The following is a 21,960-nucleotide window of genomic DNA, read 5'->3' on the forward strand; positions in this document are numbered from 1 at the left end:
ACATGGAATTGAATGTCTGGACCCAAAGCCTGGTCGCGGCAATGACTGCCTTGTGGACCAAGATTGCCAACTTTATTCCCAACCTCTTCGGCGCGTTGGTTGTGGTACTGCTGGGCTTCGTGGTTGCCAAACTGCTCGACGCCTTGCTGTCCAAGCTGCTCGCCAAGCTGGGCCTTGATCGCCTGATGGGCGGTACCGGGCTGACCAAGATTCTGGCGCGGGTGGGCATCCAGGTGCCGATCTCGACCCTGATCGGCAAGATTGTTTACTGGTTTGTGTTGCTGGTATTCCTGGTTTCAGCGGCGCAGTCTCTGGGCCTGGATCGTGTGTCATCCGCGCTGGATCTGTTGACGGTGTATCTGCCCAAGGTCTTTGGTGCGCTGCTGGTTCTGCTGGCAGGTGTGTTGCTGGCCCAGGTGCTCAACGGCCTGGTGCGTGGCGCTGCCGAGAGCGTGGGCTTTGATTATGCCGGCGGGCTGGGCAGAGTGACCCAGGGGCTGGTCATCATCATCAGTATCTCCGTGGCCATCAGCCAGCTTGAGGTCAAAACCGACCTGCTGAACCATGTGATTGTTATTGTGTTGATTACCGTTGGTCTGGCTATTGCTCTGGCAATGGGGCTGGGCAGCCGGGAAATCGCAGGGCAGATACTGGCCGGGATCTATGTGCGTGAGCTGTATCAGGTTGGCCAGGAAGTGCGGATTGGCGAGGTTGAAGGGCAGATCGAAGAAATTGGCACGGTTAAAACCACGTTGCTGACCGATGAGGGTGAGCTAGTCTCCATCTCGAACCGGATCTTGCTGGAGCAGCACGTAACCAGCCGCTAAGGCGGCAAACCCTGCTAATGTACGCCGCCGCAAAAAAGCCATGATTTATCAGGCTGCGGCGGACATTGACCTGACTGTTGGCACAACTCGTTTTGAATAAAGCCCAATCGCTATCCATGCGTTATGACCCCCGCGAACTCTCTGATGAGGAGCTGGTGGCGCGCTCGCATGATGAGTTGTTTCACGTGACGCGAGCTTATGAAGAGCTAATGCGGCGCTATCAACGTACTTTGTTCAACGTTTGTTCAAGGTATTTAGGGAACGATAGGGACGCTGATGATGTCTGTCAGGAAGTCATGCTAAAAGTGCTGTACGGTTTGAAAAATTTCGAAGGGAAATCGAAATTCAAGACATGGCTATATAGCATCACTTACAACGAATGCATTACACAGTATCGAAAGGAACGGCGAAAGCGTCGCTTGATGGACGCATTAAGCATTGACCCCCTCGAGGAAGCGTCCGAAGAAAAGGCGCCGAAACCTGAGGAAAAGGGCGGGCTTGATCGCTGGCTGGTGCATGTAAATCCGATTGATCGCGAGATTCTTGTGCTGCGTTTTGTCGCAGAACTGGAATTTCAGGAAATCGCGGACATAATGCATATGGGTTTGAGTGCGACGAAAATGCGTTACAAGCGTGCTCTTGATAAATTGCGTGAGAAATTTGCAGGCATTGCTGAAACTTAGTTCAGCGCAAATGGCTCTACGTCTAGGCAAGGTCTGATAGACTTGCCGCCGAGTTGTCCCCCGGTATGTGGGACTGCTTTACAATCACCAGATGGGGATTTAACGGATGAAACTGAAAAACACCTTGGGCATTGCCATTGGTTCCTTTGTAGCCGCAACTTCGTTCGGTGCCCTGGCACAAGGCCAAGGCGCGGTCGAGGGTGAACTGTTCTACAAAAAACAGTACAACGACAGCGTCAAGCACGTAGAAGACGGTTACAACCCAGGCGCATCGATCGGTTACTTCCTGACCGACGACGTTTCGTTGAACCTGACCTACGACACTACCAACCACACCCGTTCGAATGACGGCACTGGCCACCAGAAAATCAAAGGCGACAACTTTGGTCTGAACGCTCAGTACCACTTCGGCACCGTAGGCGACGCTCTGCGTCCATACGTTTCCGGTGGTGTTGCTCACAAGAGCATGACCAACGTTGAGGCTGACGGCCACAGCGGTCGCGACAAGTCGACTTTCCTGACTGCAGGCGCTGGTGTTAAGTGGTACATCACTGACAACCTGTTCGCCCGTGCTGGCGTTGAAGCTGACTACAAACTGGACAACGGCAAGTGGGACTACGCTCCTACCGTTGGTCTGGGTGTGAACTTCGGCGGTAACGGCGGTAAAGTCGCTCCTGCTCCAGTTCCAGCTCCAGCACCAGTTGAAGCAGAACCAGAAGCTCCGATCGCTGAAGTTGTTCGCGTTGAACTTGACGTGAAATTCGACTTCGACAAGTCGGTTGTTAAATCGCAGTACATGCCTGACATCAACAACGTTGCTGATTTCATGAAGCAGTACCCTGCGACCACTACCACTGTTGCTGGTTACACTGACAGCATCGGTCCAGACGCCTACAACCAGAAACTGTCGCAGCGTCGTGCTGACGCTGTTCGTGCAGCCCTGGTTAACCAAGGTGTTGCAGCCAACCGTGTAGACGCAGTTGGCCACGGCGAAGCCAACCCAGTTGCAAGCAACGCAACTGAAGAAGGCCGTGCTCTGAACCGTCGCGTAGAAGCTACCGTTCAAGCAGAAGCTAAGTAATTTTTAGCTAGGCTGTTCAGAAAAACCCGGCTCCGGCCGGGTTTTTCTTTGCCTGTGATTTAGCGAAGCGCGCAGCTATAATCGCGCTCTCTTCAAGCAACCCTTTGAGTTCAATCAGCCCATGTATAACCTGGCCCGCCAGTTGCTCTTCAAACTCTCCCCTGAAACCTCTCACGACCTGTCCCTGGACTTGATCGGCGCAGGTGGCCGTCTCGGGCTTAATGGTTTGTTGTGCAAGGCGCCGGCAAGGCTGCCAGTGACGGTGATGGGGCTGGATTTTCCGAACCCGGTCGGCCTGGCCGCAGGTCTGGACAAAAATGGTGCGGCCATTGATGGCTTTGCACAGCTGGGTTTTGGCTTCGTTGAGATAGGCACCGTGACGCCGCGTCCTCAGCCGGGCAATCCCAAACCACGTATTTTCCGACTGCCTGAAGCACAAGCGATCATCAACCGCATGGGGTTCAACAACCTTGGCGTTGATCATCTGCTTACGCGGGTTCAGGCAGCCAGGTACAGCGGTATCCTGGGTATCAACATCGGCAAGAACTTCGACACGCCGGTTGAGCGTGCGGTCGATGATTACCTGATCTGCCTGGACAAGGTGTATGAGCACGCCAGCTACGTGACTGTAAACGTCAGCTCGCCTAACACCCCGGGTTTGCGCAGCCTTCAATTCGGTGATTCGCTTAAGCAATTGCTCGAAGCCCTGCAACTGCGTCAGAACGAACTGACTCAGCGCCACGGTAAGCGCGTACCGCTGGCGATCAAGATCGCCCCTGACATGACAGATGAAGAAACCGTGCTCGTGGCTCAGGCGCTGCTTGAGACGGGTATGGACGCGGTTATCGCCACCAACACCACCCTCAGTCGTGTAGGCGTTGAAGGTATGGAGCATGGCGACGAGGCGGGTGGCTTGTCCGGTGCTCCGGTACGCGAGAAAAGCACCCACACCGTCAAGGTGCTGGCTGGCGAGTTGGCGGGCCGCATGCCGATCATCGCTGCAGGCGGGATTACCGAGGGCAAGCACGCTGCTGAGAAAATCGCTGCGGGCGCCAGCCTGGTGCAAATCTACTCGGGTTTTATCTACAAGGGCCCGGCCTTGATTCGTGAGTCGGTTGACGCCATTTCTGCTTTGGCGCGCACCTGAGTCGCGGCGAAAACCCGCAGGCAATAAAAAGGGCTCCATTAAGGAGCCCCTGGGCCTGAGCCCGCCGCCTGGATAGGACGGCAAGGTTGAGTCGGTACAGCTTCGAGGTGATGTCGGATTTGCCCAGAGTTAGCCGACGGCGTGAAGTTCGTTGAGTCTGTGGATGCCCGCAGTGCCTGTCATACCGTCCCAGTTGTCGCCGCGTCCTTCGCGCCAGCCGTTAATCCAGGCTTGGCGTACCGACGGTAGAGTAAAAGGGCAAAGCTCGCGGGATTTTCCGTTAACACCGTATTGATATCCGCGTAGGAACGCTTTTTCCAACGGATCACGCTTAAGTCTTCTCATAGGGTATTGCCCTCACTTGTTGACTGTTTTATTTAGCGTCGACCTTCCTGAGGTCGGGGCAGAGTGTTCTGCCGTTGGTGTGCTCGCTGCCGGCGTGGCGAGCATTTTGTTATGGCCTGTGCGGCCGTAACCTGAGTTGAGTTCTAACCAATGCGCCAAGGCGTGTGAATGATCGTTTTGTCATAAGGACGTAACGATAATGGTGTTAAGGCCATAAGTAAGGTCGCTTTTTGGCTCATGAATACGACCAAAGCCTGATAGGCCGAGTGTTTGCAAAGAGGATGCGTTTCATTCCTCGTCGCGAATACCCGTCTGTTTTGCTGGGGGACTATTCGACGAAGGGTCTGTATATGACCTGTTGTTTCCAGATGAATGACCTGCCCAGGCGTCTAAACTCTCCATGCCTCAGGGCATGAGTGATCGCCTCGGTGGAACGGCACAGTTTCGTGCCACGCGAGCGCTCTTCAAGAAAAGCGCTTGATTGAAAACGGAGCGGGCGATGCGTCGCCTTCTCGCTGATAGCTAATAGCCCAGGAATCCCATGTCGGATCGTTACGAACTCTTCCTTACCTGCCCCAAAGGCCTTGAAGGCCTGCTTCTCGAAGAGGCCACCGGCCTTGGTCTTGAGGAAGCCCGCGAGCACACCTCGGCCATTCGTGGCATGGCAACCATGGAGACGGCCTACCGCCTGTGCCTGTGGTCGCGCCTCGCCAACCGGGTGTTGCTGGTACTCAAGCGCTTCCCGATGAAGGACGCTGAAGACCTGTATCACGGTGTGCTGGATGTTGAGTGGCAGGACCATATGGTCCCGGATGGCACCCTGGCCGTTGAATTCAGCGGTCACGGTTCGGGTATCGACAACACCCACTTTGGTGCGTTGAAGGTAAAGGACGCCATTGTCGACAAACTGCGCACGCCGAGCGGTGAGCGCCCTTCGATCGACAAGATCAGCCCCGACATGCGCATTCACCTGCGTCTGGACCGTGGCGAAGCCATTCTGTCGCTGGATCTGTCGGGCAGCAGCCTGCACCAGCGTGGCTACCGTCTGCAGCAGGGTGCAGCCCCGCTGAAGGAAAACCTCGCGGCAGCCATCCTGATTCGTGCGGGCTGGCCACGTATGGCCGCCGAAGGCGCTGCCCTGGCTGACCCGATGTGCGGTGTGGGTACGTTCCTTGTCGAAGGTGCGATGATCGCCGCCGATATGGCGCCGAACCTCAATCGTATCCATTGGGGCTTCGATGCCTGGCTCGGTCACATTCCGGCCATCTGGAAAAAACTTCACGACGAAGCCACCGAGCGTGCCGAGATCGGCATGGCCAAGCCACCGCTGTGGATTCGCGGCTATGAAGCCGATCCGCGCCTGATCCAGCCAGCGCGCAACAACATCGAGCGTGCGGGCCTGAGCCACTGGATCAAGATCTACCAGGGCGAAGTGGCGACCTTCGAGCCGCGTCCGGACCAGAACCAGAAAGGCCTGGTGATCTGCAACCCGCCGTACGGCGAGCGTCTGGGTGATGAGGCGAGCCTGCTCTACCTCTACCAGAACCTCGGCGAGCGTCTGCGTCAGGCCTGTCTGAACTGGGAGGCCGCGGTGTTTACCGGTGCTCCGGATCTGGGCAAGCGCATGGGTATCCGCAGCCACAAGCAGTATTCGTTCTGGAACGGCGCCTTGCCGTGCAAGCTGTTGTTGATCAAGGTGGTGCCGGATCAGTTCGTTACCGGCGAGCGCCGTACCCCCGAGCAGCGTCAGGCTGAGCGCGAGCAGGCCGAGTCCGATCTGCCTTCCAACATCGAAGCGCCGACCAAGTACGAGAAGTTCAACAAGAACGGTAACCCGATCAAACCGGCCCCCGTGGTGATCGAGCAGCCGCGCTTGAGCGAAGGCGGGCAGATGTTTGCCAACCGTCTGCAAAAGAACGTCAAAGCGCTGAGCAAGTGGGTCAAGCGCGAAGGCATCGATTGTTATCGTGTCTACGACGCCGACATGCCTGAGTACTCGATGGCGATCGACCTGTATCACGACTGGGTTCACGTCCAGGAGTACGCAGCACCCAAATCCATCGATCCGGTAAAAGCTTCGGAGCGTATGTTCGATGCACTGGCGGCCATTCCGCAGGCGCTGAACATCGACAAGAGCCGGGTAATCGTCAAGCGCCGTGAGCGTCAGAGCGGCACCAAGCAGTACGAGCGTCAAAGTGCCCAGGGCAAGTTTACCGAGGTTAACGAAGGTGGCGTGAAGCTGCTGGTCAACCTTACCGACTACCTGGACACCGGTCTGTTCCTGGATCACCGCCCAATGCGCATGCGCATCCAGAAAGAGGCCGCTGGCAAGCGCTTCCTCAATCTGTACTGCTACACCGCAACGGCCAGCGTCCATGCGGCCAAGGGCGGTGCGCGCAGCACCACCAGCGTTGACCTGTCGAAAACCTATCTGGACTGGGCGCGGCGCAACCTGTCCCTGAACGGTTTTTCTGACAAGAACCGTCTGGAGCAGAGCGATGTGATGGTGTGGCTGGATACCTGTCGCGAAGAATACGACCTGATCTTTATCGATCCGCCGACTTTCTCCAACTCCAAGCGCATGGAAGGCATCTTCGATGTGCAGCGCGATCACGTGCATTTGCTGGATCTGGCCATGGCCCGTCTGGCGCCGGGTGGCGTGCTGTACTTCTCGAACAACTTCCGCAAGTTCATTCTGGATGAGCATCTGGAAGCGCGTTATTCGGTCGAAGAAATCACCGCCAGCACCATCGACCCGGACTTTGCCCGCAACAGCAAAATCCACCGTGCGTGGAAAATCATGGCCCGGTAAAGGTTGATGCTGGAGTGGTGGGAGCGGGCTTGCTCGCGATGGTGTCGCCGCGGTTTACCTAAATAACCGTGTCGCCTGCATCGCGAGCAAGCCCGCTCCCACAGAGTCGAGCTGTTCTCAAGACAGTTGCTCCCATAAAAAAACGCCCCTGATCGTAAGATCAGGGGCGTTTTTTATTGCCTGGCAAATGCCCTACTGAGCGATGGATACCGCACTGTTAGGAATTTGCGGCTGGCGATACAGGTCGAGCAGCACCTGATCGAGAATTGCCGAGGCGCCCCACGGGCGTGGATCGTTGAGGATGGCGACCACTGCCCAGGTATTGCCGTTGATGTCACGACTAAAGCCGGAAATAGCCCGTACGGTGTTCAGCGTGCCGGTCTTGATATGTGCCTGGCCGTTCATGGCCGTGGTTTTCAGGCGTTTGCGCATGGTGCCGTCTTTACCGGCAATGGGCATGGAACTGATGAATTCTGCAGCGTAGGGGCTTTTCCAGGCAGCCTGGAGCATTTGCGCCATTTCACGTGCGCTAACGCGCTCTGCACGGGACAGGCCGGAACCGTTTTCCATGACCAGGTGCGGCGCAGTGATGCCTTTTTTCGCCAGCCACTGGCGCACTACGCGCTGTGCGGCCTTGGCGTCGTCACCGTCGGCGTCGTTGCGGAACTGCGCGCCCAGGCTCAGGAACAACTGCTGGGCCATGGTGTTGTTACTGTACTTGTTGATGTCGCGAATGATCTCGGCCAGGTCTGGCGAGAAGGAGCGGGCCAGCAACTTGGCGCCTTTTGGCACGCTGGCCTGGCGGTCTTGGCCCTGGATGCTGCCGCCCAGTTCTTTCCAGATGGCGCGTACGGCGCCAGCGGTGTAGGTCGCGTGATCAAGCAGGGACAGATAAGTCTGCGAGTTGCAGCCGTCAGCCAGTTGCCCGCTGACGGTGACAATCACAGTGCCGTCAGCTTGTGTGACCGGGTTATAGCGCACATCGCCGGTGCATTGTTTGGCGTTGACGGCTTTGACCTGGTTATCGATCTTGATGCTGGCAATCGGTGGTTCAACCGAGATCAGGACTTTTCCGCCATCGTTGCGCGCCACGAAACGCAGGGCCTTGAGGTTGACCATCAGCGAGTCGGGCTTGACCAGGAACGGCTTGTTCTTGTCATTGCCGTCATCGTTGAACACCGGCAGTTGCGGCTGATTGAAGAAGTTGCGATCGAGCACCAGGTCGCCGGTGATCTGCTGCACGCCATTGGCGCGCAGGTCGCGCATCAACAGCCAGAGCTTTTCCATATTGAGCTTGGGGTCGCCGCCGCCCTTGAGGTACAGGTTGCCTTGCAGAATGCCGTTGTTGAGCGTGCCGTCAGTGTAGAACTCGGTTTTCCACTGATGGGTCGGGCCGAGCATTTCCAGGGCCGCATAGGTGGTCACCAGTTTCATGGTAGAGGCCGGGTTCATAGACACATCGGCGTTGTAAACGGTTGGAATGCCGGGGCCGCTGAGTGGCAGCAGAACCAGCGACAGGGCGTCGTCGCCCAGCTTGTTGGTTTTGAGCGCTTGCTGAACTTTTGGTGTGAGGGTGGTATTGACGGGGGCGGCGTTGGCGCCGAAGGCCAGTGGCAGAAAAAAGCTGGCGAGAAGCAGTGGCCGTAAAGATTTGATCATATGAAGTAAAACCCTGCAGGCGAGGGGAAAAAATACGAGGGCATGATGAAAAGTTCCCTCAATGGTCATAAACGTGTTGGCATTATGCCCCAAGGTTGTCGGGGTTGTGCATCCACCTGTTACAGGGTTTGGTGGATAAAGTATAGAAAACGATGAACCGTTCACACGGAACCGGGCGCCGGGCGGCCGAAGCTGCTAAAGTGCCGCCCGTTATTACTTAAGAGGATTGTTCAATGGCTACTAATCGTTCCCAGCGTCTGCGCAAAAAACTGTGCGTTGATGAATTTCAGGAGTTGGGTTTTGAGCTGAACCTGGATTTCAAAGAAGACCTGTCGGAAGAGGCTATCGATGCATTCCTGGCAGCTTTCCTGGCAGAAGCCATGGAAGCTAACGGTCTGGGTTATGTTGGCGGCGACGACTACGGTCTGGTTTGCCTGCAGAAGCGCGGCTCGGTCACCGAAGAGCAGCGTGCTGCTGTTGAAGCCTGGCTCAAAGCGCGTCCAGAGCTGACCACCGTTGAAGTCAGCCCGCTGCTGGACGTGTGGTACCCGGAAAAAGAAATCAATCCGGTAGCCTGACGTCAAACGCAAAGGCAGCCCGAGCGGCTGCCTTTGTGTGTTACGCCCTCTGACCCGTCCCGGGTATTGCAACGAATTTCTTAACCTCAGTGCCCACGTTTTTTTCGTGTGATTTGCCGTGGGCGTCATGTTGTGGGAGCGGGCTTGCTCGCGATGCAGGCAGCGCGGTCTCCAGGGAGCATGCGGTGATGCCATCGCGAGCAATTTCGCTCTCGCCTCTTGATATGAGGGGCTCAGTCGTAAATCGACTTCTTTTTCCAGTCCGCATCGGCTTCGTCGGTTTTCAAGCCTTCAGTCAGCTCGTTCTCTTCGCCGGTGTTCGGCGCAAGTGCGCTTTGCACCTGTGCGTTGGCGCGTGCCAGCTGTGCTTCAAAATCCTTCAGCGGGGCGTTGTACATGGCCGGCACCGGCTGTTTGCGCAAATACTGCACGGCGCGCTCGAAAGCCAGGCGGGCCTGGGCCGGCTGGTTTTTCTGTAAGGCGAGCTTGCCCAGATTGTTGAAGAACTCGATATGCACCACGACCAGCAAGTGACGAATCTCTTTAAGCCATTGCTTGGCTTCATTAGTAGGCAGAAAACCATCTTGCGCAGCACGGGTAATCTGGCCGTGCAGGGTTTCCAGCAAGAAGCGCACGTCCTTGGCCATGGCCTCGCTCGTGATGGGGTTGGGCGGGTTGTTGACAGGGATCGACTCTCCCTTGGCAATCAGGCCGCCGAGTTCGGCCACTTGCGCCTTTAATGCCGCGCTGGATTTATCCAGCATTAACAGGCGCTGTGTGGCATTGAGTTCAAGGCGGGTAAGCAGCAGCTTGAGGGCAGGGGACATCAGTTGGCCGGGAAAGGTCTCGTTAACCTCGCTGCAACGACGGATGCGATCGTTGAGCTCGACCCTGAGGCGGGCTTTCTCCAGTTTGTTGTTTTCCACTACATGGTTTATGTAAACGATGGCGATCAACAGGGCGATCCCGACGACGACAAGCAGGGCAATCATGGTGGGCGTCAACGTTAAAACCTCTTCTGGGTGTGGATGCGTTGATTCGGTGAAGTCGCAGTGCCTGGCTATATAGAGGCTGAAGATCGACGGGGCAGCGAACTGCCATCACTGAGTTTGGGCAATCATAACCCCTTGTAGGGGGCCGGAATATAGGCGCTAGGAGCTTGCCTTAAGACTCAGTAGGAAAACGTCTTAAGAGGGGGGAAGTCATTGATTTCAATATATTTTCATATTGGGGTTGACGACCTTCCAATCCATCCCTAGAATGCGCGCCAATTGCAGCGTAAAGCAAACAGCCAAACGCATGTAACCAGTGAAGTTGTAGTGTGTCCCCTTCGTCTAGTGGCCTAGGACACCGCCCTTTCACGGCGGTAACAGGGGTTCGAGTCCCCTAGGGGACGCCATTGCGGGAATAGCTCAGTTGGTAGAGCACGACCTTGCCAAGGTCGGGGTCGCGAGTTCGAGTCTCGTTTCCCGCTCCATTTTTAAGCAGCTTTGCTCTCGGGCGAAGTTGAGTGAAAGCCAAGAGACTAACGTTTGTTAGTGATCTGGCACTGAAATGTACGTGTGCATTTCGGGCAACGTCCCCTTCGTCTAGTGGCCTAGGACACCGCCCTTTCACGGCGGTAACAGGGGTTCGAGTCCCCTAGGGGACGCCATTATTGCGGGAATAGCTCAGTTGGTAGAGCACGACCTTGCCAAGGTCGGGGTCGCGAGTTCGAGTCTCGTTTCCCGCTCCATTTTTAAGCAGCTTTGCTCTCGGGCGAAGTTGAGTGAAAGCCAAGAGACTAACGTTTGTTAGTGATCTGGCACTGAAATGTACGTGTGCATTTCGGGCAACGTCCCCTTCGTCTAGTGGCCTAGGACACCGCCCTTTCACGGCGGTAACAGGGGTTCGAGTCCCCTAGGGGACGCCATTATTGCGGGAATAGCTCAGTTGGTAGAGCACGACCTTGCCAAGGTCGGGGTCGCGAGTTCGAGTCTCGTTTCCCGCTCCAAATTTTGTTTTTTGGAGCTACGCAGTTTCAAAAAACACACAGAAAGCAGCCTTCGTGCTGCTTTTTGCGTTTCCGGGTTTTGCTTTTCGGCCAGCCCGCAAACACCTCTAAGCTCATAACCAATCGATCTGCAAGAAAACTGGGACTGGGGCCACAAGGATTCAAACCTGTTTTGAGTTCTTCAGATGTCGCATTTTTTCGATAGCGCCCAGCAACGGGACATTCAGGCCTTGTCCCGTACCTTTACCGGTCGAACCCAGTGGCCCACCTGGATATTGTTGCTTGCCGTACCCGCCGCCTGGTTTGCCTTGCTGCTGGGCAGCCCGCTGCTCGGCGCGGGCTGGACAATTGTGTTGCTGATTCCGGTGGTGGTGCTGTGGATGTCAGTGCAGCACGAACTGCTGCACGGCCATCCCACCCGTTTCAACAGTCTGAACAAGGTGCTGGGCTACGCACCTTTTGCCTTGTGGTACCCCTACACCCTCTATCGCGACAGCCATTTACAGCATCACCGCGATCATGACCTGACCCTGCCAGGCATTGACCCCGAAAGCCGCTATTTAAGCCAGGCTCACTGGCAAACCAGCTCAAAGCTTTTGCGCGGCCTGCTCTGGCTGAACAAAACGGTGCCGGGGCGATTGCTGCTGGGCCCGCCCCTGGCGTTGTACGGTATGGCCAGAGAAGAGCTGCAACGCCTGCGCAGTGGCGACCGGCAAGCCTGGTGCATGTGGCTGACCCACGGTTTTTTCACGGTGCTGATGTTCGCCTTTATCGCGTACTACAGCGAACTGGCCGTTTGGCAGTATGTATTTCTGGTCACCGTGCCAGTTTTGTCAGTGGGCATGGTTCGCTCCTTTTATGAGCACCGTCCCGCAGCCCGGCCGGAACAGCGAACGGTACTCAATGAAGCCGGTTGGCCCTGGACCTGGCTGTTCCTGAACCTCAATTTGCATCTGGTGCACCATGATTTGCCGGGCTTGCCGTGGTTTTACCTGCCCAGGGTCTATCGGGCGCGGCGCGAGCAGTGGCAGCAACGCAGTGGTGGTTTCCTGGTGCAAGGCTACGGTGAGCTTTTTCGTCGTCACGCGGTGCGGGCGATTGATAGCCCGCAGCATCCGTTCAGTTAATTTCACAAGGTGCCTTCCATGTCTGGCCGTTATGCCGAATTGGCAATGTATGTAGCCCCCCAGCAGGTCAGCGAAGCCAATGAGCGCTGGCTGACCCGCATTCTCGCGCTTTTGCAGCACACCCGCGGTGATACCCGGGGCCTTGGTCTGCTGGAGTTGTTCAGGGCCCCAGAGCTGTTGCTGAGTCAGACCTGTGGTTATCCGCTGTTAACCCAGTTGCGCGGGCAGGTGCAATTGATCGGTCGCCCGCATTACGAATGGCCCGACAGCAGTGGCGGTGAGCATTGCAGTGTGATTGTCAGCCGTGATGCAGACTCGCGCCGCGATCTGGCCGCTTTCGCGGGCAGCCGCGGGGTGATCAATGACCAGCACTCCAACAGTGGTATGAATCTGTTGCGCCATCGTCTTGCGCCCCTGCAGCGCGGCGGGCGTTTTTTTGCTTCAGTGGCCGTCAGCGGCGCGCACCGGCAAAGCCTGCGCTGGGTGCGTGAAGGCTGGGCAGACCTGGCCGCCATCGACAGCGTGACCTTTGCCTACCTGGCCCGTTATGCGCCGACAGAAGTCGCCGGGCTGCGGGTTGTGGCGCGAACGGCCAGCAGCCCGACGTTGCCTTACATCACGGCGCTCAGTGCCGGACGCGACGGCGCAGAGCAGATTCGCCAGGCAATGAATACTGCCTTGCAGCAATTACCCGAGGTAGCTGCAACCCTGGGGCTGCGGGAAGTTTTACCCGCCAGTGAAGCTGATTATCAGAAGGTTCTCGATTATCGGCAGGAAGCGGCGGAGTTCGGGTATGAAGTCTTGCAGTAGGGGATTCATGTTTAATAGCTGAAACGAATAACCAAATGTTTTTTTAGTATTTAAATTGCATAAAACCATTTGCTAGGATCGCCGCACCGGATCACCGGACATACCGTTCTACTTACTTTCTGGAGCCCCTATGTCCGGCGCCGACCTCGCTCATCGCGACCATGTGAGCCAGCTTTATCGCACCCACTATTTGTGGCTGCATGCACGATTGTGCCGTTACCTCGATTCCAGCAGCTACGCTGAAGACATCGCGGCCGATACGTTTGCCCAACTTTTAAGTGCGCCCCGGGGCCTGGTCATTCGTGAGCCGCGCGCGCTGCTGACGACTATCGCCCGGCGTTTGATCTTTCAACTGTGGCGTCGCCGTGATGTGGAACGGGCCTATCTGATGAGCGTGCAACAGCAAGAACCTCTGCATTCACCCTCGCCAGAAACACTGGCGCAGGCACTTCAAGCCCTGCAGATGATTGACGCCCGGCTCGATGGTTTGCCTGACAAGGTCAAGGAAACCTTCGTGCTGTCACGGGTCAATGGCCTGACCTACCCCGAAATCGCGCAACAGCTGGGCATATCCCGGCGCAGCGTCAGTGACTACATGGTTCGCGCACTCAAGCGCTGCGCCTTGCAGGCCACCGCGCAACCCACCTTCCGCCCCTCCATAACAAGAGAATCCGCATGACTAACTTGAAAAAATGGCTCGGTGGTTCGCTACTGGCCTGTGCATTGATCACCCAGCCGGTGCTGGCAGAGCAAAAGGCGCCGGTTCACTTTGGTGATATCACCTGGGAAAGCGGCAGCTTGATTACCGAAGTACTGCGTCTGATTACCGAAAAAGGCTACGACGTGGCGACGGACACACTGCCCGGCAGCACTGTCAGCCTGGAAGCTGCACTGGCCAAAAACGATATTCAAGTGATTGGTGAGGAGTGGGCAGGGCGCAGCCCGGTGTGGATCAAGGCCGAAGCCGAGGGCAAGGTGCTGGGGCTGGGCGATATCGTCAAGAATGCCAGCGAGGGCTGGTGGGTGCCTGAGTATGTGATCAAGGGCGACCCGGAAAAAGGCATCAAGGCACTGGCGCCGGACTTGAAATCGGTCAATGATCTGGCGCGCTACAAAGATGTTTTCCGCGATCAGGAAGACCCTTCTCGCGGTCGCTTTCTGAACAGTCCTACTGGCTGGACCTCTGAAATCGTCAATAGCCAGAAGCTCAAGGCCTATGGTCTGGACAAGGACTTTGTGAACTTTCGCACTGGCTCCGGCGCGGCGCTGGATGCCGAGGTCAGCTCATCGATCAAGCGTGGCAAACCGGTGTTGTTCTACTACTGGTCACCCACCCCGCTGATTGGCCGTTACAAATTGATCAAGCTCGAAGAGCCTGCCTTTGATGCCGAAGCCTGGAAAACCCTGGCCGACGTCAATAATCCCAACCCCAAGGGCACCCGTTCGTTGCCGGCGAAACTGGCCATCGGTGTATCGACGCCGTTCAGCCAGCAATACCCGCAACTGGTCGAGTTTTACCAGAAGGTCGATTTTCCGATCGATCTGCTGAACACCACTCTGGCGCAAATGAGCGAAAAGCGCACCGAACCGCGCAAGGCAGCACAGGCATTTTTGCGTGAGCAACCGCAGATCTGGCACGCCTGGGTCACTCCTGAAGCAGCGGCCAAGGTCGATGCGGCGCTTGAAGCGAATTAACCCCTTGAACACGAGCACTGCATGTTTCCTGACTATCTGACGTTTTCCATCGCAGGATGGGTCAATGACGGGGTTGATGCGCTGGTCAGCAACTACGGCGATGTGTTTCGGCACATCTCCGACACCTTGCTTTGGGCCATCGTCAACCTTGAAAACCTGCTGCGCCTGACTCCGTGGTGGCTGATGCTGGCCATCGTCGGGGTGATTGCCTGGCATGCCACGCGCAAAGTCCTCAGCACCGTGCTGATCGTCGGCCTGTTGTTTCTGGTGGGCGCAGTCGGTCTGTGGGACAAGCTCATGCAAACCCTGGCATTGATGATGGTAGCCACGGTCATTTCGGTGCTGCTGGGCATCCCGCTGGGTATTCTGGCCGCCCGTAGCAACCGCCTGCGCTCGGTGCTGATGCCGCTGCTGGACATCATGCAAACCATGCCCAGCTTCGTGTACCTGATCCCGGTGCTGATGCTGTTTGGCCTGGGCAAGGTGCCAGCGATTTTTGCCACTGTGATTTATGCCGTACCGCCGCTGATCCGCCTGACCGATCTGGGCCTGCGCCAGGTCGACCGCGAGGTGATGGAGGCAATCAATGCCTTTGGTGCCACGCCGATGCAGCAGTTGTTCGGCGTGCAATTGCCACTGGCCATGCCCAGCATCATGGCCGGGGTCAACCAGACCACCATGATGGCCCTGTCGATGGTGGTGATTGCCTCGATGATTGGCGCGCGCGGCCTGGGTGAGGATGTGCTGGTGGGCATTCAGACCCTCAATGTCGGCAAGGGCCTGGAGGCCGGGCTGGCAATCGTGATTCTGGCGGTGGTCATCGACCGTATTACCCAGGCCTATGGCCGACCGCGGCATGGGGATCAGAAATGACCGATAACAAAATTGAAGTACGCAATGTTTTCAAAGTATTCGGCAATCGTGAGAAAGACGTTCTGGCCATGATTCGCGCCGGCAAGAGTAAAGATCAGGTGCTGGCTGAAACAGGCTGCGTGGTGGGTATCAATGATATTTCGCTGTCGATAAGGGCAGGGGAGGTGTTTGTCATCATGGGCTTGTCCGGGTCAGGCAAATCCACGCTGGTGCGTCATCTCAATCGGCTGATCGACCCTAGTAGCGGTCAGATCCTGGTAGACGGTGAAGACATCCTTGATTACGACATGCCTGCCCTGCGCCATTTTCGTCGGCACAAGATCAGCATGGTATTTCAGAATTTTGGCCTGCTGCCCCATCGCAATGTACTGGACAACGTCGCCTATGGCTTGAAGGTGCGGGGTGAAAGCGCCGCGCAATGCCAGGCGCGCGCGCGCCACTGGATTTCAGTGGTCGGCCTGCAAGGTTACGAGCAGGTGTTCATTCATCAACTGTCGGGCGGCATGCGTCAGCGCGTCGGCCTGGCGCGGGCATTGGCCACCGACACGGACATCATCCTGATGGACGAAGCTTTCAGCGCCCTGGACCCGTTGATCCGTGCCGAGATGCAGGACCAATTGCTGGAGTTGCAACGCACCCTGCAAAAAACCATCGTGTTTATCACCCATGACCTGGACGAAGCGCTGCGCATCGGCAATCGCATTGCCGTGCTCAAGGACGGACAGTTGATTCAGGTCGGCACCCCACATGAAATTCTGCATGCCCCGGCAGATGATTACGTGGGCCGTTTCGTCCAGCGCCGTCGCGCCAGCGCCTGATCGGTAATGTCCATACCCTGTTACCGCGTTTGACCCCGGTTAATTGCATTTAATCAGCGGATTCGTTCTGCCCCCGCGGGCAGAACTCCGTCTGCTACTTAATGCGATGAACTGTCATGAAAACACTCTCGACCACCCCCGACGCAATGGTTCGCTACTCGGTGCTGGGCAGCTTTGCAGCCCAGCATTTTTCTGAGCGTCCGACATTCCAGAACGTGGCTGCTCTGGGCTTCAAGCGAGCATTGCAGGAAAAATATCCGGCTCTGAATGCAGATTTCTCTCAGCTTTTTATTGCACAGCCACTGACGCCCGACGACTTGCCGGGTACACCCCGACGCTATCGATTGATGGCTGCGGTGGATGTGATGATTCAGGGTTTTCTCGATTCAAAGCCGGTGGTGCTGATTCAAGGGTTCCATCGCCTTTGCGCCGGGAGCACCGAGCTGGACCCTGCGCCATTGGCGGTAGACATGGCTGATCTGCAGGTCATCATCAATGAGCAGGCGGTGGTGTTGATCGACATGTTTCAACAGGCCATGACCGAGTTCTGGAGTGACAGGCACAGCGTCACGACGGCTCCTGTCTTGTGGTTGAGCCGGGTTTTACAGAACGCGTTGAGCAGTGCCGCCCTGGTGCAAAACCGCATGCCTGAACTCGCGACCGAGCAGTCGGTCGGGCTGGCGGTGCTGGCCTCCTTCCCGGACAAGCAGGCCCGCACAAGGGCTACCGCCGAAACGCCCTTGCGTGCTTATCTGGTGAACATAGAGGGAGCGCAAGACAACCTCGTTAGCCGCTTTCAACTGCCAGGCACGCTGCTGCTCACCCGACAAATGCCGGATCGCCTGCTCGTGCTCGGTTACTCGCTGGAACACGGGGTTGAATCATTTGTTTCGGTGCAGGCGTTCGCGACCCTTATGGTCAGGCGAATATTGCAGACCACGCCGATTCGCTCATTGACCTGGAGCCTGTATGAACCAGAGGGGGATTTCTTCGCAGCGCTGGCCGTGACCCTCCTGGATTCGCAACTGCGTGACATAGCCCGTTCGGGGCAAGCTGCGCAGGCGGGCAACTGGAGTGTCGGGCGGCTTGAGCAGGCACTGGACGACGCGGCTGCGATGTTTCCTTTTTTCAGCCCGCAGGAGCAGCCGTACCTGGATCATGTAACCGGAGCATTACCCGAGTGGCTCGCCGTTGCCAGCCCTGCGCAGCAAATGGCTTACAGCCAGCTGCTCAACGCTGAACTGATATGGCAGCGCCAGAACGGCGGGCGCAGCTTTCTTGAGGGCATTGATGCTCTGCCGGTTTATGCCGAGAAGATGATCCGCCAACGTATCGAGCGCGATCATCCGCACTCGGGTCTTGATCTCTCGAACATCGAGATTCATGACGTAGGCGTTGAGAACTTGCAGTTGGCCATTTTCAGTGACGATGTCCTGTCTTTCGCGGAGTTTGTCCTGAGTTACAGAGGCGGCTGGCCGGTCGGCCTGATCGATGTCAAGGATCGCACCGGCGCTCCCGTGCCGGGCTGGTTGACCAGCGGCTATGTGAAGGCGCTGGTGGATGAGCTGGATGTCGGGACGCGCTATATCGCGCTGCTCAAGGGGTATCTGGTCGACGACGAACAGGAAGCAGCTCGACGTGAGGCACTGTTCGCCGCCCAGCTGAGAATTCAATTGCCCCTGTTTGCCCTGGAGCAGCAAATCAGGGGACGAGCCGGTTTTACACGCCAGGGTCTGCGAATCATGACCCAGCTTATGCGCCATGACGCGCAACTGTCGGTCACCCGTGGATATATATGTGTGCGCCCCTTGGGTTTTCACGCTTATGAGGGGGCTGAAGTGGATACGGTGGCGAACATGTTTGTGTTCGGTGCGCTGAATATTCAGGTCGGGCCATTTATTTTGTACCGGCCTTTTGCCCCGGAGCCGCTGCTGGAGTTTGCCAGCTGGACGGCACTGGTGGAGGCCATCAAGCACACGGGCGAGTTGCAAGAGAGCGTGCTGACCTGGCTGGACGATGATGCCAGGGGGTATTACGCCGACGGCGGTTTTGAGCGCCCGCATCTGGAGGGTGTCTTGTTGGAAGGTTTTTTGGCCCTGCTGCCCCGCAGCCCGGCAACCCTCAGTACCCAGGCCGTGGTGGGTGACTACTTTGGCGCGATGTTCGACGCTAACGCCAATGCCCTGATGACCATGGCTGACAATCAGACAGTATCGACCTCGGAACGCCGCTGGTTATTGCTCAAACACTACGGCTGGAGCCTGTTTAACGGCCTGACGTTTTTTCTCAGCGGCCCCCTGCAAAAAGCCGCCTGGCTGTTTCAGACCCTGTTAAGCCTGGATAGCGGTTTAAAGGCGCGAATCGATGGCGACAAGCAGGCGGCTCAACAAACAGTCATCGACCTGTTGTTCAATATCAGCCTGGCCCTGTTGCACGAGAGTTTGCGCTTCAAGGCGCAAACCAATGAACGTCGGCGCTTGAACCCGCCTGTCGATGAACCTCTGTTCACGATCTATCAACCTGAAGCGCTTGCGGTGCCAGAGCCGCAGCAAGTCTCCGTATTTGCGCAAAAAAGACTGCCTGATCTGGATGCCCGCACCGCAAGGGATTATTCGTCCCTGGACGTGACATGGTTCAGTGCACAGCCCCGACTGACTGAAGCCCAGCAGTCGAGTTTGAACACCTTTGCGCTGGATATCGATCTGACTCGGGGCACGCTTGTGGAAGAGGGCGTATTGAAGGGGTTTATCCAGTATCAGGACAAGTTCTATGTGCGAATTGACGACAGAACCTACCGTGTCAGCAGTAATGTTGAGGGGCCGGTCATTCAGGACCCTGAGCAGCGCATGCGATTTGGGCCGGCCCTGAGAAGAGATGAATCCGGGCAATGGCGCCTTGATTTGCGCATCGGGCTGCGAGGCGGTGGACCGAAAAAAGCCATTCAGGCATTTCGGGAGAAAAAAGCCCAGAAAGTCACGGCTCTCATGCAAGAGGCGGTACGTCTTGAGGAAGAGCTACAGGGCCGTGAGCGTGTGCTCAAACTTACCGAAGAGTTGCTCAATAAATACCCGGAACGCCGGGAGGCGCTGGTTGATCGCTATGAAACCGAGCTGGAAGCGTGGCGCAGAGGTGTGCTGGAGTTGATCGACCTGAAAACCAGAACGCATCATGTGATGCCAAATGAAAGCTTTGAAGCCCGGACACAGGAGACGTGGGTTCAGTTGACCCTCAGGTTGTTCAAATTGCAGAACTACCTGGAAGAATCGCTCCAGGCCTTACCGCTCAACAACTCAATGCTGTCTTATATCCCCGAGTTGCTGGCAGTCATGGCTGAAATCAGCAAGGGCTCCAATGAACCCTATGAGCGCTGGGTTCAGAACTTGAAACAGGCGCAACGGCTGGAGGCGCGGCTGTTCAAAAATTCGCTGCGTGAAAGTGAGGCGCTGGATGAGGTCAAGGCCAGACCGCTGCCCAAAGAAAGCGCGCTGCTGGAGATAATGAGCAAGCCGGACCGCGATTATTTTGATCGCCACTGGTCCGCAGCGTATCTGGAAACCCTTTGTGAACTGGCCATTCGGCGTGATGCGATCAACCTCTCTCCTGAAGAGCAACACGCATTTGATCTGTTTGGGCAAGGCACATTGGTTGATACGGCCTGGTCGCAATTGGGCTTGCGCCGCGATGGTGCGATCTACACCAGTGAGCACCTCGAGTTTTTTGACAAGACCATTGAAAAGTACGACGCCGCTGAAGGCGTTTGCCAGAACTTGCTGAGCCTGGCTTCCGAGCATTTTCGTAATGAGTACCTACCCGACATCATCCGGGTAATGGGCAGCCTGCGGGAGTTTGCAGAGTCCCAGATGGAAAATGTTATCAGGGAGTCTGAAAGCTCGTCCTCTGAAGCGGAGGATGCCCGCCCCGGCCCCAGTCGTCTGATCAATGCGCCCCGGGCCACAAGCACCTCCACCCGTGCTCTGCAGAAAGTCATCAAGACCAGCAAAAACCTGACCCTGGTGGGGGAGGTCCGTCCTCCGTCCTCCGGTTCCGATGAGGAAATTGTCGATGTTGCTGAGGGCATTGACCGCTTGAATATTCGCTCCTATCGCAAAACAGAAACAGGCTTGTGGGAAGAGATCGGCAGCAGCAGGCCTTCAACCGTTCAGGTTTCTCAAGCAAAGTCTCTGTCCAGTCTTCAGGCAGACGCTCGCAGATTGCTGGAGCGCCTGTCAGAAGTGATCGCACATAACCGCGCAACAGCAACTACGTCAAAAATACCGGTGGAAATCGAGGAGATTCTGGATTTCAAGGCTCGCTCGCTCGATGAAGTGGCGCAGCAGATTGAAAAAAATGTTGTGGGTGCCAACCCTGATGTCGAGTCCCTGGATCATCAACGTAAAGCAGAAGCTTTGGCGCAAATTGCCGAACTCAAGGCGGCGGCTGGCAGGTTGCGTGCCGAAGGTCGAAGCTTGCGAATCAGCATTATCAAGCGGCTCCCACCTACGGGGGCCAATGTCGAGTACTTGAAAGCCCAGGGTGAGGTGAAAATCACCCGTACCGGACCACGGCGGTATTTGTCGAAAGGCCAACGCAAGGATTACCTGGAGGAATACGCCATCAGCACGCAGGATGGCAAGGCGTTGTGGTTTGCCCACTTTCACTACAAGAGCAAGGACACGCCCCTCGCGGATTTTGATGTGGCCCATCTTAAAACCGCCGCGCAGCGAACCCTGAGTGAGCATTCGCTTTACGCCAGAGCCCAGAGCAAGCACGAGTACATCGAGGTGTATCGCGCCCGACTTGACAGGGCCATGGCGCAGCGGCTGTTTTTGTCGTTAGCCGTAACGGCTCAGTCGAGCGTGTAGCGAACCGAGAGCACGCCTTTTTTCTGGCTTACTGACAGCACATTGACGGTACCCAGTTCAGCCAGAGATTGCACATGGGTACCGCCGCACGGATAACCCGGCAGATCGCCAAAGCTGATGGCGCGCTGCTGCGGATCAAGGCGGGTATGCCTTGGCAGGTCGGCACCGATCCATTGTTCCAGGGCGTGCTGCACGGCCTCAGCTTCCAGCGCTTGCGGGTTGTCACCGGGCACAAAACTTACCCGGCATTCGTCCGGCCAGTGATGGGCTTTGGTGGGTACCCAGCCCAGTTGCTCGCCATACACTCCGATCAAATGCCCGGCCGAATGCAGGCGGGCATGCAGCCGGCGGCGGGCTTCATCGACTTGCGCCTGTGCCCGGCCTGTCGGTACGGGCAGGCTGACGTAATGCACGATGGCGTCTTGTTCCTGTACCACCTTGATGACCTGGCTGTTGCCGATCCAGCCTGTGTCGCTGGGTTGCCCGCCACCCTGGGGATGAAAGGGAGTGGCGGCGAGGGTGACGACGAATCCGTCCTCATGGGGCGCGCAGTGGGTAACCTCGACCTCGCAGCGGGTGGCGTCGTTGTTGAAAAACAGGCGTTGGGTCATGGCAGTGTTCCTGAGCGGGTTTCTTTTTCTAGTATAGGG

At 56.9% G+C, this 21,960-nt stretch carries 17 protein-coding genes and 6 tRNA genes; 19 read left to right on the forward strand and 4 right to left on the reverse strand.

The features are described 5' to 3' along the window. The first annotated feature begins 2 nt into the window (after positions 1 to 2). The 4 genes from CJU81_RS18825 (at position 3) to CJU81_RS18840 (ending at position 3,738) form a co-directional block, all read left to right on the forward strand. Positions 3 to 827, forward strand: a complete 825-nt coding sequence (locus CJU81_RS18825) for a mechanosensitive ion channel family protein (protein WP_095003122.1) — start codon at positions 3 to 5, stop codon at positions 825 to 827. Positions 828 to 919: 92 nt separating this feature from the next. Beyond that, a complete protein-coding gene (gene sigX, locus CJU81_RS18830) occupies positions 920 to 1,510 on the forward strand; it encodes an RNA polymerase sigma factor SigX (RefSeq protein ID WP_029611289.1) in 591 nt (196 codons plus the stop codon). A gap of 106 nt (positions 1,511 to 1,616) precedes the next feature. Continuing rightward, positions 1,617 to 2,591 carry an OmpA family protein gene (locus CJU81_RS18835; protein ID WP_016779915.1) on the forward strand — a complete coding sequence of 325 codons (975 nt, stop codon included), beginning with the start codon at positions 1,617 to 1,619 and terminating at the stop codon, positions 2,589 to 2,591. A gap of 121 nt (positions 2,592 to 2,712) precedes the next feature. After that, complete coding sequence (locus tag CJU81_RS18840) at positions 2,713 to 3,738, forward strand: quinone-dependent dihydroorotate dehydrogenase (RefSeq protein WP_095037822.1); 1,026 nt, start codon at positions 2,713 to 2,715, stop codon at positions 3,736 to 3,738. 129 nt (positions 3,739 to 3,867) lie between these two features. Here CJU81_RS18840 and rmf read toward each other — a convergent pair whose 3' ends face one another. Next, on the reverse strand, positions 3,868 to 4,083 hold the full coding sequence (rmf, locus tag CJU81_RS18845; protein WP_095003125.1) for a ribosome modulation factor: 216 nt from the start codon (positions 4,081 to 4,083) through the stop codon (positions 3,868 to 3,870). Positions 4,084 to 4,624: 541 nt separating this feature from the next. On the opposite strand from rmf, the gene rlmKL reads away from it, so the two are divergent. After that, positions 4,625 to 6,895, forward strand: a complete 2,271-nt coding sequence (gene rlmKL / locus CJU81_RS18855) for a bifunctional 23S rRNA (guanine(2069)-N(7))-methyltransferase RlmK/23S rRNA (guanine(2445)-N(2))-methyltransferase RlmL (protein ID WP_095030656.1) — start codon at positions 4,625 to 4,627, stop codon at positions 6,893 to 6,895. Positions 6,896 to 7,087: 192 nt separating this feature from the next. Here the strand turns inward: rlmKL and dacB are convergent, their stop codons facing one another. Continuing rightward, a complete protein-coding gene (gene dacB / locus CJU81_RS18860; protein WP_095037824.1) occupies positions 7,088 to 8,554 on the reverse strand; it encodes a D-alanyl-D-alanine carboxypeptidase/D-alanyl-D-alanine endopeptidase in 1,467 nt (488 codons plus the stop codon). A 233-nt stretch (positions 8,555 to 8,787) separates the two neighbouring features. Here dacB and CJU81_RS18865 point away from each other — a divergent pair, with 233 nt between their 5' ends. Then, positions 8,788 to 9,132, forward strand: a complete 345-nt coding sequence (locus CJU81_RS18865) for a YggL family protein (protein WP_095030658.1) — start codon at positions 8,788 to 8,790, stop codon at positions 9,130 to 9,132. A gap of 233 nt (positions 9,133 to 9,365) precedes the next feature. On the opposite strand, the gene CJU81_RS18870 is transcribed toward CJU81_RS18865, so the two are convergent. After that, positions 9,366 to 10,124: a hypothetical protein gene (locus CJU81_RS18870; RefSeq protein WP_095037825.1), complete on the reverse strand. Its 759-nt coding sequence runs from the start codon at positions 10,122 to 10,124 to the stop codon at positions 9,366 to 9,368. Between the two features lie 331 nt (positions 10,125 to 10,455). Between CJU81_RS18870 and CJU81_RS18875 the strand changes: the two genes are divergently transcribed. The 13 genes from CJU81_RS18875 to CJU81_RS18935 all read left to right on the forward strand — a co-directional run bounded on the left by CJU81_RS18875 (position 10,456) and on the right by CJU81_RS18935 (position 21,310). Next, positions 10,456 to 10,531, forward strand: a tRNA-Glu gene (locus tag CJU81_RS18875). 2 nt (positions 10,532 to 10,533) lie between these two features. Then, positions 10,534 to 10,609: transfer RNA gene (locus CJU81_RS18880), tRNA-Gly, on the forward strand. Positions 10,610 to 10,710: 101 nt separating this feature from the next. Further along, a tRNA-Glu gene (locus tag CJU81_RS18885) sits at positions 10,711 to 10,786 on the forward strand. A 5-nt stretch (positions 10,787 to 10,791) separates the two neighbouring features. After that, positions 10,792 to 10,867: transfer RNA gene (locus CJU81_RS18890), tRNA-Gly, on the forward strand. Positions 10,868 to 10,968: 101 nt separating this feature from the next. Beyond that, positions 10,969 to 11,044: transfer RNA gene (locus CJU81_RS18895), tRNA-Glu, on the forward strand. Between the two features lie 5 nt (positions 11,045 to 11,049). Further along, positions 11,050 to 11,125 (forward strand) — tRNA-Gly (locus tag CJU81_RS18900). 185 nt (positions 11,126 to 11,310) lie between these two features. Continuing rightward, complete coding sequence (locus tag CJU81_RS18905) at positions 11,311 to 12,252, forward strand: fatty acid desaturase (RefSeq protein ID WP_095037826.1); 942 nt, start codon at positions 11,311 to 11,313, stop codon at positions 12,250 to 12,252. Positions 12,253 to 12,270: 18 nt separating this feature from the next. Beyond that, positions 12,271 to 13,062: a phosphate/phosphite/phosphonate ABC transporter substrate-binding protein gene (locus tag CJU81_RS18910; RefSeq protein ID WP_095037827.1), complete on the forward strand. Its 792-nt coding sequence runs from the start codon at positions 12,271 to 12,273 to the stop codon at positions 13,060 to 13,062. A gap of 130 nt (positions 13,063 to 13,192) precedes the next feature. Continuing rightward, a complete protein-coding gene (locus CJU81_RS18915) occupies positions 13,193 to 13,741 on the forward strand; it encodes a sigma-70 family RNA polymerase sigma factor (RefSeq protein ID WP_095037828.1) in 549 nt (182 codons plus the stop codon). Further along, positions 13,738 to 14,757: an ABC transporter substrate-binding protein gene (locus CJU81_RS18920; protein ID WP_095037829.1), complete on the forward strand. Its 1,020-nt coding sequence runs from the start codon at positions 13,738 to 13,740 to the stop codon at positions 14,755 to 14,757. Before CJU81_RS18915 ends, CJU81_RS18920 begins: the two co-directional genes overlap by 4 nt. A gap of 21 nt (positions 14,758 to 14,778) precedes the next feature. Next, entirely contained in the window at positions 14,779 to 15,630 is an 852-nt protein-coding gene (locus CJU81_RS18925; protein WP_095037830.1) for an ABC transporter permease, read from the forward strand. Next, positions 15,627 to 16,448: a quaternary amine ABC transporter ATP-binding protein gene (locus CJU81_RS18930; RefSeq protein WP_095037831.1), complete on the forward strand. Its 822-nt coding sequence runs from the start codon at positions 15,627 to 15,629 to the stop codon at positions 16,446 to 16,448. The genes CJU81_RS18925 and CJU81_RS18930 overlap by 4 nt, the downstream gene beginning before the upstream one ends. Positions 16,449 to 16,564: 116 nt before the next feature. Then, entirely contained in the window at positions 16,565 to 21,310 is a 4,746-nt protein-coding gene (locus CJU81_RS18935; protein WP_095037832.1) for a dermonecrotic toxin domain-containing protein, read from the forward strand. Here the strand turns inward: CJU81_RS18935 and CJU81_RS18940 are convergent. Beyond that, complete coding sequence (locus tag CJU81_RS18940) at positions 21,295 to 21,921, reverse strand: hypothetical protein (protein WP_095037833.1); 627 nt, start codon at positions 21,919 to 21,921, stop codon at positions 21,295 to 21,297. The two genes, CJU81_RS18935 and CJU81_RS18940, sit on opposite strands and share 16 nt — an antisense overlap. Between the last annotated feature and the right edge of the window lie 39 nt (positions 21,922 to 21,960).

It is taken from the genome of Pseudomonas fragi (assembly GCF_002269505.1).
GTDB lineage: Bacteria > Pseudomonadota > Gammaproteobacteria > Pseudomonadales > Pseudomonadaceae > Aquipseudomonas > Aquipseudomonas fragi_D.